The 13,056-nt window shown below is 49.4% G+C and carries 12 protein-coding genes; 3 read left to right on the forward strand and 9 right to left on the reverse strand.

Annotated features, from left to right (window positions below; all coding sequences use genetic code 11):
• Positions 1-9 precede the first annotated feature (9 nt).
• The 3 genes from KDN34_RS06690 to KDN34_RS06700 all read right to left on the reverse strand — a co-directional run bounded on the left by KDN34_RS06690 (position 10) and on the right by KDN34_RS06700 (position 2,507).
• Complete coding sequence (locus KDN34_RS06690; protein WP_212596115.1) at positions 10-297, reverse strand: helix-hairpin-helix domain-containing protein; 288 nt, start codon at positions 295-297, stop codon at positions 10-12.
• Positions 298-343: 46 nt separating this feature from the next.
• On the reverse strand, positions 344-1,612 hold the full coding sequence (locus KDN34_RS06695; RefSeq protein ID WP_212596116.1) for an O-acetylhomoserine aminocarboxypropyltransferase/cysteine synthase family protein: 1,269 nt from the start codon (positions 1,610-1,612) through the stop codon (positions 344-346).
• A 112-nt stretch (positions 1,613-1,724) separates the two neighbouring features.
• Complete coding sequence (locus KDN34_RS06700) at positions 1,725-2,507, reverse strand: AraC family transcriptional regulator (RefSeq protein WP_212596117.1); 783 nt, start codon at positions 2,505-2,507, stop codon at positions 1,725-1,727.
• Between the two features lie 107 nt (positions 2,508-2,614).
• On the opposite strand from KDN34_RS06700, the gene KDN34_RS06705 reads away from it, so the two are divergent.
• From KDN34_RS06705 to KDN34_RS06715, 3 genes are all read left to right on the forward strand, one after another.
• The gene (locus KDN34_RS06705) at positions 2,615-3,616 is read left to right on the forward strand and encodes a bile acid:sodium symporter family protein (protein WP_212596118.1); all 1,002 of its coding nucleotides are present in this window, start codon (positions 2,615-2,617) and stop codon (positions 3,614-3,616) included.
• Between the two features lie 135 nt (positions 3,617-3,751).
• Complete coding sequence (gene gstA / locus KDN34_RS06710; RefSeq protein WP_212596119.1) at positions 3,752-4,354, forward strand: glutathione transferase GstA; 603 nt, start codon at positions 3,752-3,754, stop codon at positions 4,352-4,354.
• 187 nt (positions 4,355-4,541) lie between these two features.
• Entirely contained in the window at positions 4,542-6,260 is a 1,719-nt protein-coding gene (locus KDN34_RS06715; RefSeq protein ID WP_212596120.1) for a phospho-sugar mutase, read from the forward strand.
• A 59-nt stretch (positions 6,261-6,319) separates the two neighbouring features.
• Here the strand turns inward: KDN34_RS06715 and KDN34_RS06720 are convergent, their stop codons facing one another.
• From KDN34_RS06720 to KDN34_RS06745, 6 genes are all read right to left on the reverse strand, one after another.
• Complete coding sequence (locus KDN34_RS06720) at positions 6,320-6,502, reverse strand: YgaP family membrane protein (RefSeq protein WP_212596121.1); 183 nt, start codon at positions 6,500-6,502, stop codon at positions 6,320-6,322.
• Between the two features lie 213 nt (positions 6,503-6,715).
• Positions 6,716-8,359: a pyridoxal-dependent aspartate 1-decarboxylase PanP gene (panP, locus tag KDN34_RS06725; protein ID WP_212596122.1), complete on the reverse strand. Its 1,644-nt coding sequence runs from the start codon at positions 8,357-8,359 to the stop codon at positions 6,716-6,718.
• A 187-nt stretch (positions 8,360-8,546) separates the two neighbouring features.
• Positions 8,547-9,704, reverse strand: coding sequence for a glycerate kinase (locus tag KDN34_RS06730; RefSeq protein WP_212596123.1), 1,158 nt, complete (start codon positions 9,702-9,704; stop codon positions 8,547-8,549).
• 56 nt (positions 9,705-9,760) lie between these two features.
• The gene (locus tag KDN34_RS06735; protein ID WP_212596124.1) at positions 9,761-11,119 is read right to left on the reverse strand and encodes a GntP family permease; all 1,359 of its coding nucleotides are present in this window, start codon (positions 11,117-11,119) and stop codon (positions 9,761-9,763) included.
• Between the two features lie 172 nt (positions 11,120-11,291).
• The gene (locus tag KDN34_RS06740; protein ID WP_212596125.1) at positions 11,292-12,437 is read right to left on the reverse strand and encodes a sugar diacid recognition domain-containing protein; all 1,146 of its coding nucleotides are present in this window, start codon (positions 12,435-12,437) and stop codon (positions 11,292-11,294) included.
• Positions 12,438-12,442: 5 nt separating this feature from the next.
• A complete protein-coding gene (locus tag KDN34_RS06745) occupies positions 12,443-13,051 on the reverse strand; it encodes a uracil-DNA glycosylase family protein (RefSeq protein WP_212596126.1) in 609 nt (202 codons plus the stop codon).
• Between the last annotated feature and the right edge of the window lie 5 nt (positions 13,052-13,056).

A 13,056-nucleotide genomic window follows, 5' to 3' on the forward strand; every position in this document is an offset into this window, starting at 1 on the left:
CGTCCGACATTATAAACGGTAGCGAGTTTTGCGCTCGGCAGTGTAATGCCACCAGGCTTTTGGCGGTTCACCGTCGGCAAACCGAGTAATTGAAATAAATACATCTAATACGCAGGGATCTTGACGTTGCCCCGTCAAGTCGCACAGAGCCAGATACAACTCATATGGATCTCGTCCACATAGCTGTTTGGGGGCAGAGATCCCCAGTTGCTCAAGATCTTTCGCCATCGCTTTGCCAATATTCGGCAAGTCAGTCAGTTGGTGAACTTGGTCACGTTCGACTTTGTCGGGATGCATAAACGTTCCTGAACAGGGGCAGCATAGCAACTGCCCCGTAGAGCCATTAAGCCTTCAACGCCTGATCCAGATCGGCGATGATGTCATCAATATGTTCAATACCGATGGACAAGCGGATCATCTCCGGTTTTACGCCAGCTTGCAGCTGCTCATGAGGCTCCATCTGACGATGGGTGGTTGACGCTGGATGGCATGCCAGGGTCTTGGCATCGCCAATGTTTACCAAGCGTTTAATCATCTTCAGTGCATCATAAAAACGTACGCCAGCTTCATAGCCGCCTTTCAGACCAAAAGACAGAATCGCAGAAGGTGTGCCGTTCATATATTTCTGCGCCAGTGCATAGTAGGGGGATTCTTCCAGTCCTGCGTAACTTACCCAACTGACTAAGTCATGCGCCTTGAGGAATTCGGCAACTTTGGCTGCGTTGTAGCAATGACGTTCCATACGTAGCGGCAAGGTTTCCAGTCCTTGCAACAACAGGAATGCGTTCATTGGCGACAGTGTTGAGCCGGTGTTACGCAGTGGCACTGTACGCGCTCTACCGATAAAGGCGGCAGGTCCAAAGGCTTCTGCATAGACAACACCATGATAAGAGGGTTCTGGTTGATTAAATACCGGGAACCGTTCTTTGTGTTCCGCCCAAGGGAATTTGCCTGAGTCGATAATGACACCACCAAGCGACGTCCCATGACCGCCAACATATTTGGTGATGGAATGCACCACGATATCGGCGCCAAAATTAATGGGTTTGCATAACACCGGACTGGCAACCGTGTTATCGACAATTACCGGTACGCCTTGCGCGTGGGCCAATTTGGCGATGTTTTCCAGATCGGCAATATTTCCTGCCGGGTTGCCGATAGATTCGCAATAGACCGCTTTCGTTTTATCGTCGATCAGTGCCGCGAGACTTTCTGGCTTATCATCTTTGGCAAATTTCACCTGAATGCCAAGGCTCGGCAGCATGTGGGCAAATAACGTATAGGTACCACCATATAGTTGCGGCGTAGAGACGATGTTATCGCCTGCCTGTGCCAATGTGAGGATGGCGTAGTTAATTGCCGCGGCACCGGCACTGACGACCAGGGCACCGACACCCCCTTCGAGTGCCGCCAGACGTTTTTCCAGCACGTCGTTTGTTGGATTCATCAATCGTGTGTAGATATTGCCGGGAACTGCCAGATTGAACAGATCAGCACCATGCTGGGCGTTATCAAATTCATACGCTACCGTTTGAAAAATCGGCACGGCAACAGATTTGGTGGTGGGGTCAGTCTGGTAGCCATAGTGGATGGCAATCGTTTCATCTTTCATTTCGTTGGTCCGTTAACAGTGATGCGGTTATAGAAGCACATAAGATTCAACGCGAAAAGAGTGCTGGCGCAAAAATTGGCGCGCTCGGTCACCATTAGTGCGTTGAGACGCTTCAGGTTTTGAAATATTGTCCTGGTGTTTTGCCAAATTGTTCGCGAAAAGCGGCCACAAAGGCTGAGACTGAATCATAGCCGCAATCGAGGGCGACCGTGGTGACTGATGTGCCATCACGCAGAGCTTCCAGCCCTTTGAATAAGCGTAATGAGCGGCGCCACTGGCGGAAGGTCATGCCGGTTTCTTCTTTAAATAACCGGCTGATACTGCGGTCACTTAATCCCTGTGACAGGGCAAGTTGTGCCAGCGGTACATTGTCATCTGTTTGCTGTAATTGCTGGCATAAGCGCTGGAGTCGTCGATCTTGTGGCATGGGTAATTGCAGTGGCGCGGATGGCAGCTCAGCCAGTTGATCCAGCAGCACTTGAGCCAGACGTGCAGCGGGGGTATCTGCCAGATATTCTGCTGGATTAGCGCTGAACCGGATAATCAGTTCTCGCATCAGTGGTGTAATTTCGCATACCAAAGGCTGTTGCCAACGGGGGTGGAGTAGTTGCGACGAATCCACATATAGACTGCGCATCACTGCGGCACCACCAGATACCACTTCATGTTGTTCTTGGGGCGGCAACCAGATGGCATATTGCGGTGGCGCTACATAGCGGCCACGGCGGGTGTTGACGATTAAGATACCCGACAATGCGTAAGACAGCTGACCCCAAGGATGGCAATGCCAATCTGTCTGGCTACCATTTTCGCTCCAGGATTCTGCCCGCGCATAAACCGGTCGCGGTAGGGCAGTCAATGACGGGATCAATCGCTTTTGTCTTATTTTCGACATTTTTTTGGTTTTTGCCGTTAGTCGGAAAATTCCTGAGGATTACTCTAGGGCAATTATCGGCACATTGCCAATGTGTAAATATACGCACCGCATTAATGGAAGAGAAAATGGCACTGTATACATCGTTAGTAAAAACCTTGAAAAAAGAGTGGTTCCTGTTAGGCATGGTATTGGCTATCGCTTTGGCCGCATTGTTTCCCGGGCCTGGCCATTCTGGTGGCGTGATGCATCTGGATAAAATTACCGGTATTGGTATCGGGATTATCTTTTTTTTACACGGGGTTGGTTTGTCGCCTGCGGCGATCCGCGCCGGACTAGGCAACTGGCGTTTGCACCTGCTGACCCAAAGCACCACCTTTGTGTTATATCCGCTGTTATGGCTTTGTTTTGCTTGGTTGTTCAATCTGTTATTGCCTGCGGCCTTGGCCCTGGGATTTTGTTATTTGCTAGTGTTGCCTAGCACTATCTCTTCATCAGTTGCCATGACTAGTGTGGCGCACGGTAATGTGCCAGGAGCCATATTTAATGCTTCGCTTTCCAATATCATCGGCATTTTTATCACGCCGTTGCTGGTGGGATGGTTTATGGGGGTTGCCGGTGGTGCTCTGGATCTGACACATACGATTGTCAGCATCGCCGAAATGTTGTTGTTACCGATGATTGCCGGGCAGTTACTGCGTCCGACACTGCTCGGCTGGGTACAACGGCATAAGTCATTGACTGGCAAAGTTGATAAATTGGTGATTTTGCTGATTATCTATAACGCTTTTTGTGATTCGGTCACGCAAGGGATTTGGCACGATTTCTCGGTGCCAATGTTGGCGACTGCAATCGCGTTGTGTGTGATTATCCTATTGCTGGTGGTGTACTTGTTACAGCGACTGACCCGAGGTTTAGGCTTCCCGGTAGAAGATGAGATTGCAGCACTATTTTGCGGAACTAAAAAAACGCTGGCGGCAGGCGTCCCCATGGCGAAAGTGATTTTTGGTGTTGATCCGCGCCTTGGCATGCTACTGCTGCCGATTATGTTGTACCACCCGTTGCAGATTTTTTACTGTGCGATCCTAGCCAATCGTTATGCAAAACGTCCGCAATTAGCTACGGCTTAAATGGGATGAATGTTATTCGCAGGCAGATACTTACTCCACAGTAAGTACTTGTCTGCCACAAATGTAACAGTAGACTGGTGTTTCTTCTCCGCGGTGTATATCACCCAGTTAACTTACAAAGGATGATTGCTCTTTATGAAACTGTATTTCACTCCGGGCGCTTGCTCATTGGTACCGCATATTTTGCTCGAAGAACTGGGACTGGCATTCGAGCTGGAACAGGTGGATCTAAAAACTAAAACCACCAAAAGCGGCGCAGACTTTTCTGCAATAAACAGCAAGGGATATGTCCCCGCGTTAGTTCTGGATAATGGTCATGTACTGACAGAGGTTTCTGTGCTGGCACAATATCTGTCTGATTTGAAACCTGAGGCCGGACTTATACCCGCCGCCGGTGAGGCACGTTACCAACTGTTGAGTTTACTCGTATATATCTCCACCGAAATCCATAAACCGATGGGTTCTTTATTTAATCCTAACGCGAGTGACGACGCCCGTGCAGCCGCTCAAACATTGTTAACTCGTCGCCTGAACTGGATTGCCGCTGAATTGGCCGGCAAGCCCTATTTGACCGGTGATAGTTACACCGCGGCAGATGCTTACCTGTTTACCGTGTTGGGGTGGGCGCGGTTGGTGAACTTTGATTTAAGCCCATGGCCAACATTGCAGGCATTGTGTGGCAAAGTTGCTGAGCGACCAGCGGTACAACGTGCCATGAAAGCCGAAGGTTTAATTTGATCGCTTAATGTTGGTTTGTGTTACACCACTGAGTGCAATAAACAACGTAAAAACATTAGCCGCCACCATTTATGGTGGCTTCTTTTTGGGACGGTGAGAAACTCGCCAATGATGGCAATGTGACTTGAGAAGCAAGGGCAATTTGCCTATGGTGAATGCCATTCAGTTGCCAAAATAGAGGATGAAAATGGATAGTCGATTGGCAATGCAACTTAATGCCTGGCTGGAAATGGATCCTGATCCCCAGACGCGTGAAGAATTGCAACAGTTAATGCAGCAACGCGATGACCAAGAATTGGTTAAGCGCTTTGCTGGACGCTTAGCCTTTGGTACCGCAGGACTTCGGGGCGAAGTTGGTGCTGGTCCCACTCGGATGAATCAATTAGTGATCCGACAGACTGCTGCCGGTCTGGGGCAGTATTTGCTACAGCAGCTCCCGGATGCCAAGAGTCGCGGAGTTATCATTGGTTATGATGGTCGGTTGGATTCGGCGCGATTTGCCACAGATACTGCCGCAGTGCTGACTGCTCAGGGAATTACCGTGCGAATTACCCGCCGTGTTTGTCCAACACCTCTGGTGGCTTATGGCGTTAAACATTTTGGTGCTGCGGCTGGCGTGGTGGTCACTGCCAGTCACAACCCGCCGCAATATAACGGCTTTAAAGTGTATTGGGGCAATGGTGCTCAGATTATTCCGCCGCACGACGCGGGTATCGCTGCTTGTATCACCGCAGCCGCCATTCACAAAGTGCCCGTGAAATCATTGGTTGATGCTGAAGAAGAAGGGCTGCTGCAATGGCTGGGGGATGCGTTTTATCTGAGTTATCGTAAGGCTGTTGGCGCGATGCCATTGTTACAAGCAAGCACTCGCAAGAAAGATATGGGTATTGCGTATACTGCGATGCACGGTGTGGGCGCTGAAATGGCCAAGGTGCTATTGGCTGATGCGGGCTTCACGCGGGTGTATTCAGTCGCTGCACAGGAACAACCTGATGGGCACTTCCCAACCGTCAATTTTCCTAATCCAGAAGAAGCCGGTGCAATGGATCTGGTGATCGCAGAAGCAAGCAAGTATCAAGCGTTACTCGCTTGTGCCAACGATCCAGACGCTGACCGTTTCGCCGTGGCTGTGCGTCGTGGTGATAATTATCAGATGTTATCAGGGGATCAAGTTGGCGCGTTGTTAGGCCATTATTTATTACAGAAGGCGCCAGCGCATCAACGGTTGGTGGGCACCACTATTGTGTCTTCTGCGTTGCTTTCGCAAATTGCCAAGGCTGCTGGTGGTGAATGTTATACCACCCTTACCGGATTTAAGTGGTTAGCCAATGTGGGAATGAAACAGCAGAGCGATAAGCAACAATTCCTGTTCGCTTATGAAGAGGCTCTGGGTTACACGGTTGGCAATTTGGTATGGGATAAAGATGGATTATCAGCCTTGTTGGCCTTTGTGCAGATGACGGCAGAAGTCATTGCAGCAGGTAAGAGTCTGTGGCAGCAACTGGAAGCGATATATCGTGAACACGGAATCTATCTCAATCGGCAAGTGAGTATAGCACTTAAGCCTGATACTCCTGATATTGGCGGTGGGTTGCGCCAGAATCCGCCGCAAACGATCGCCGGTATGAAAGTGTTATCTGTGGCTGATTTGAAGACCCATCAGCAAGTTTTTGCTGACGGGCATGTGGAGGTGATTAATCTCCCTGCTAGTGATGTGCTGATTTATCATTTGGAGAATGGTGGTAGGGTAGTGGTCCGTCCATCCGGCACCGAACCCAAAATTAAATGTTATTACCAGTTGGTGGAGCCATTGTTACCACAGGACAATCTTGAGGCGGCTGAATCAAGAGGTAATCTGCGGATGGATGTCTTAATAAAACAGCATCAGGCTTCTTTGCCGCAATAACATACAGTTGAAATGAAAAACGCCGACGTTCAATGTCGGCGTTTTAATCTGATAAGCCATTATTTCTTGCAGCTTGAAATGCCCAATGGCACGTATAGCGGACACCAGCCAAAGACGGCGGTAAGCAGCGGTATAATGCCGATAATGCCCCACCAAGACTGGTAATAATAGCCAGCGGCCATAATAGCGAGGCCAATAATGGCCCTGATGACTTTATCAGTAGTTCCCACATTACATTGCATAGCGATTCACCTCTTAGCACTAGGCTCATTCAAAGAATGGGCGAATTTTTGCGTCTGTGTAACACTGCAATTATGTGCCGTTTGGCAATGGTTATCTATCAGAAATTTAGGCCATTTCGGTAAAGACGATAACCACAGAATTGGACGACAATCTCATGTCGTACTCAACTTTTTTAGCTTTGTGCTTATCAAACCATGCCAGTACATATCCGATTATTCACAGGCGGCCTGTAACTTCATCAGTAGTCCATGTTGTTGGCTGGCGAGTAATTGTTCCTCTGCCAACACATCTTTGAGAATTTGTTCAGTGGTTAATGGGTTTGCCAGCACGACACGAAATACGGTGACCGTTTGTCGCTGATAACGTGCGGGTTGCAAACGCGTTCTTGAAACAAAGGAAATCCCTTGTTCGCGTTGAGTTTTTTGTACAACCTGCGTGAGTTCGTTCAGTAGCCCGTTGATACAATTAACTTTTTTCCAATCGTTAGCTGCAATTGCGGCGCTGAGTGCTTGCTGGACTTGTTGCGGCACATAGCGATAGGTGAGCAAACATAACTCGGGTTCACTGATCAGTTCAAAATCTGGATCTGCTTTGATGAGTCCCGCAAAAAAACGGGCTTTTTCCAATGAATTGTTGATAAGAATTTCGTAACCATGACGTCCGATAATATTCAAACATGCATGCACCAGCATGGCCATTCCGGGACGAGAACCTTCTAGCGTTTGTGACCCCAAATCCTTAGAACCGCGCCGCAGAATATATTCGGCATGATGCACAATCGCCCGTGCCAGTTTAGGATCACGGAATAACACCATGCCCGCTCCCATTGGTACATACAACTGTTTATGTGCATCAATCGTGACTGAGTCGGCGCGTTCAATACCGTCTAATAGATAACGATACTTCGATGACATCAAGCTGGCTCCCCCCCAAGCGCCATCGACGTGAAAGTGGCATTGGAATTCCGCTGCTAGATCGGCCAGTTGGGGGAGTGGGTCGATATTACCGGTTTCAGTGGTGCCAGCAACACCTACAATAGCCATCACGCGAATGCCGGCAGCCGTCAAGCGTTCCGCTTCGGCGCGCATCTTCGCAACATCAACCTTGTTATTGGCATCAGTAGGGATCGATACAATATTTTGCCGCCCAATCCCCAACAGATCGGCCGCTTTCCCCAAGGAATAGTGACCACGCTCAGAGACCAGAATGGCCAAATCCTGCCAGCCATAATGACGTAGTGCTGCCATCAATCCGGCACTGGTGACACCAGGAAAATCACCATCGGCTTTTAACAACTGATTTCGGGCAATCCACAATGCCGTGATATTGGCAATGGTACCACCGGAACAGAACGCGCCCAGCGAATGGTCCGCACTGTGCATCCAGCGGTCATAAAACGAGGCTTCATTTCCGAATACCAGATGATGCATCATGCCAAGAACCTGGCGTTCCAATGGTGTAAACGCTTTTGAGGTTTCGATTTTGACCAAGTTCTGGTTCAACCCCACCATGACTTTTGACAGTGGCAACACAAAATAGGGCATGGCGGAGGTCATATGACCGATAAAACTCGGTGCCGCGGTGTGCACTGAGTGCGCTACCAAATTTTGCATCATCTCTTCAGTGTAATCAGAGACAAATGTCGGTTCCATGGGAATGTCGTAAGCCTGAAAATCCTTTTCAATCTCACCCAATGGCTTTTCCAGCGCAACGATGCTCTGCGTCAAAAAGCCAGCCAGATCTTCAGACAATGCATGTTCGATTTTGCTGAGGGTAGACTCAGGCGCTTCTGGCACAGTGAAGATGCGCATCATGCTCTGCGTGGAGGCAGTTGCTTTGCGTGGCTTTTCAGTCATGTATGGTTTGGAACTCAGCTTACAAACGCCAGCCTAAGGCTCGGCGAAATTGGTTGGGGTGCTCACTTTACTGCAAGCCGTTTATGGCGACAAGTTCTGAAGAGTGGGAGTTGGATCACGTGGCTGAAGATAATGACCCGGAACCGCACGGAGCACGTTCCAGGTCATCGACAGTGGACAGGTACAATCAAGCTTTACTTTGTTGTCCTAATGCCCACATGGCGGCAATATTTCGGGCGGCTCTGTGCAGGTTGGGGCGGGCATGCTGCAATGCATGTTCGATATCAGTGGCCGCCGGGATCACATCAAAAATGGCGTCCATTCCTTTTTCCAGAACTTTTTCTGCTCCATCACCAAGACATCCAGCAATACCGATCACTGGGATCTGCTGAGCTTTGGCCAGTCGCAAAACGCCCATTGGGGTTTTGCCATAGATAGTCTGACCGTCAATACGCCCTTCACCGGTAATGACCAGATGTGCACCAATGAGCTTTTCTGCCAGTCCCACAGCTTCCATGACAATATCAATGCCAGGGCGCAATTTGCCCCCCAGAAAAGCCATCACTCCGAGGCCCATACCGCCAGCAGCTCCTGCCCCTGGTTGTTCACGTAGGTCGGCAAAACCGCTACGAGCAAGCACATCTGCATAATGCCCAAGTGCCTTATCCAGCAGTTGTACCATTTCGGGTGTCGCGCCTTTCTGTGGTCCAAATACCGCTGACGCACCGCGTTCACCACAGAGTGGATTATCAACATCGCAGGCAACTTCCACCGTACATTCTGACAACAGCGGTTGCAGTTGTGACAGGTCGACACTTGCCAGCTGTGACAATGCGCCACCGCCAACCGGCAATTCTTCACCAGCCTGATCCAATAATCTGACACCAAGCGCCTGTGCCATGCCTGCTCCACCGTCATTGGTTGCACTACCGCCTAGCCCCAGAATGATATGACGAATACCGCGAGACAATGCGTCATTAATCAGTTCACCGGTGCCATAAGTCGTCGTGAACAGTGGATTGCGGTCGGCCATTTTGACATGGTGCAGACCTGAGGCTGCCGCCATTTCAATCACCGCAGTTAGCGGTGCATCTGCGGTTTGACCAAGAATACCGTAGTGGGCACTGACTTTATTTCCTAACGGACCAGTCACTTGTATCTCAATGATGCTGCCATTAGTGGCATCTACCATTGATTGCACAGTACCTTCGCCACCATCGGCAACCGGGACTTTCAGATATTCAGCATGGGGTAAGTGAAGCTTAAAAGCTGCTTCTATCTCAGCCGCAACTTCCATAGCACTCAGACTTTCTTTAAATGAATCCGGCGCGATGACTATTTTCATTGATTGATCCTGTTACAGCAGGCTGCCGCCCAATGGGACGGCAGCAACACGGAATATTACAACAATACCAAACTCAGCAACCATACAAAGATAATGGTCACTATACCTTGAACTAACGTTGCCATGGTTTGAGCTTTATAGGCTTGTGACACACTCATGCGGCTGAACTGGGTAACCACCCAGAAGAAACTGTCATTTGCATGAGATACTGTCATTGCACCGGCACCGATAGCCATTACGGTCAACACATGGCCCATTTCAGAACCTAAACCTATTGACTCAAGCATAGGTGCTACCATGGCAGAGGTCGTTACTAACGCTACAGTTGAGGAACCTTGGGCGGATTTAAGTGCTGCTGCAACGATGAATGGCATAAAGATACCAATCCCCAGTGCTGACAGGGTAGTTCCCAGGTAATCACCAATGGGGGTGGCCTTGATCACTGCCCCAAATGCACCACCGGCACCGGTGATCAGCAAAATGGGCGCAGCGCTGGTTAAGCCTTCAGAAATGCGCTGAGAAAATTCATGCATGCGCTTTTCTGGTTTCAGTAACAGCAATGACAACAATAATCCTACCATCAACGCAATCAGCGGTTGACCCGCGAAATGCAGCAATGCAAACAGATTGCCTGTGCCGAGTGGTTTTGACGGGAAGTTAGCGATAGAACCAATACAGATCAGCAGAATCGGAACAAAGATTGGCGCGAAAGAGGCCATTGCGCCCGGCAGTTTACCGTATGCTGCTTTAACCTTTTCGAACTCTTCTGCCTGATGTACTAGTTCATCAGCACCTTCGCCTTCTGGCACATCCTTCATAAAGCGATTGGCCCACAATAAGCCACTTGCCGCAGCAATGATAGCGACGACCAGACCAACCCCAATCACTAGGCCTAAGCTATCTTCTAAGCCGAGGTTACCGGCTGCTGCAATAGGACCAGGTGTTGGTGGTACAAAGGTGTGAGTCGCATACAGACCGGTTGCCAGCGCCACACTCATGGCAACACTGGAAACTTTCATACGACTGGCCATGGATTGTTTCAGGCTGTTCAAAATGACAAAGCCGGAGTCGCAGAACACCGGAATTGACACAATATAACCAATGATGGACATGGTAAGTGTGGGGAAACGGTTACCCAGTAATTTAACCACTGAATCTGCCATGGTGATAGCAGCACCGCTTTTTTCCAGAATAGTTCCGATGATTGTCCCCAATACAATCACTAGACCGATATAACCCAGAATACCACCGAAACCGGTACTGACGGTTTTCGCAATATCCTTGAGCGGTAAGCCGAAGCAAAGTGCAGCGATAAACGTTGCCAGCAACAGCGTGAGAAACGGATGAAGCTTGAGTTTGGATGTGGCGATCACGATAAAGATGATCACTCCCAGTAATATCAATACCAGGTTCATGATGGTCCCTTAATTTTTTGTTATTTGGGTGTATCAATAGGCGTTTATATCCCGTATCTAATAGGTACAAGGACTCTGCCATTATGCGGGAGGGAGGGCTGGAATGGCTTTGGGGATGATCACGGAAATTGCGATTGGATATCACAATTTTTTGGAGGTTTGCACAAAAAATCTAGGAGCGCAGTCGTTCCAGCACTTCACCAAGATAAAGCTGTAGTAAGCCATCCAGCGAGTTCAGATCAATTCCGGTGATTTGGGTGATTTTTTCCAGCCGATAACGCAGTGTATTGCGGTGAATATATAAAGCATCAGCACAACGTTGCTGATCACCAAAATGTTGCAGATATACCTGCAGGGTTTTGGTCAGAACGCCGCGGCGATCGCGTTTTTGCAACAATTGAAATGGGGCTGCAAGTTCCTGACCGCGCCAATCGTCCCCAAGTCCTGACAGTAATACCGATAACACATGATCCTGATACAGGTATTTTGTCTGCTCTGGCGCGCGTTTCTTTCCTAGCGCTAAGGTTTCACAGGCGGTGCGGTAAGATTTCACGATACCGCCGGCACCCGGAAAATAATGCCCCAATGCAATCTTCAGTCGGCCTTTGGTATCTGTGGGTAAGCGTGCCAATAGTTTTTCAATTCGAATATCTTCGAGTGAGGGATCCCAGCTGCAACCATCAAGAAATGCTGGTTTGAGGATGACCAGTTGATCCATCGCTGTCAGCGCGACTAAGTTGTTACGCTGTGGATATTCCAGGAGCAATTGAATGTCTCGTAGACTCGTATGCTGTTGTTCCTGTGCCGGTAATTCAATAACTGCGGCGACTCGCGGTAGACTGAGATCAATCTGCAATTGCTTGGCCCAGGTTTGCATCTCTTCTGGATAGGTTCCTTCATGGCGTATCAACTGCAGAATGAATTCTTCCCGTTGTCGCTTCCGCCATTGTTCCACTTCCATGGAGTTTGCCTGCTCCACCATCATTTCAGCCGTCATTTTTAGCAATTCGCCATACTGGGCTAATTGCTCTGGGGCACCCGTAATACCCACCACGCCGATGATCTGCCCATGATAATGCAACGGCAGATTAATTCCGGGCTTCACACCATGCAAACTCTGAACACTGCCTTGATCAATCGTTACAGTGCGGTTTTGGCTGATGGCTAGCAGCGCCCCTTCATGAATAGTATTGATACGACTGCTGTCGCCGGAACCGAGAATAACTCCCTGACTATTCATGACATTAATGTTGTGGTCGATAATGCGCATGGTGCGATCGACAATCTGTTGGGCGGTGGCAGCGTCGAGAAAGTACATGATGGTTATCCGTTTATCAGCTCAGCGATACGCTGCTGCAATAAGGGCAACAATGTCTGTTCAAAGAGTGGATGTTGCTTTAACCACAGTCGATTACGTGGACTGGGGTGTGGCAGCACCAATAATTTGGGCCAGAGTGACTCCCAAGCGGCAACCGCCTGAGCCAGATTGGCTTTGGCAAATTCGGTGCCTGCTAAGTGCCACGCCATGGCATATTTTCCCAATAGTAAAGTCAATTGAATATTAGGTAAGGCATTCAATAGTTGCTGTCGCCATTGGCGGGCACATTCGGGCCTCGGCGGCAGATCGCCTTGGCGACGCCCCTGTTTTTCCTGAGTACCGGGATAACAAAATCCCATGGGGACGAGTGCGAACAGTTGTGGATCATAAAACTGTTCTCGACTGACCCCTAGCCATAGCCGAAGCCTGTCCCCACTGACATCATCAAAAGGCAGCCCACGCTCGTGAGTTACCCGACCGGGAGCCTGTCCGGCAATCAAGATTTTAGCGGGGGTGGCAGCCTGTAATATGGGCTTGGGCGGTAATGGCAAAAATTCCCGGCATAAACTACAGGCTCTTACCTGTTGTAACAGACTGTCTGACGGAAATTTCATTAGCA

It is taken from the genome of Shewanella yunxiaonensis (assembly GCF_018223345.1).
Lineage (GTDB): Bacteria > Pseudomonadota > Gammaproteobacteria > Enterobacterales > Shewanellaceae > Shewanella > Shewanella yunxiaonensis.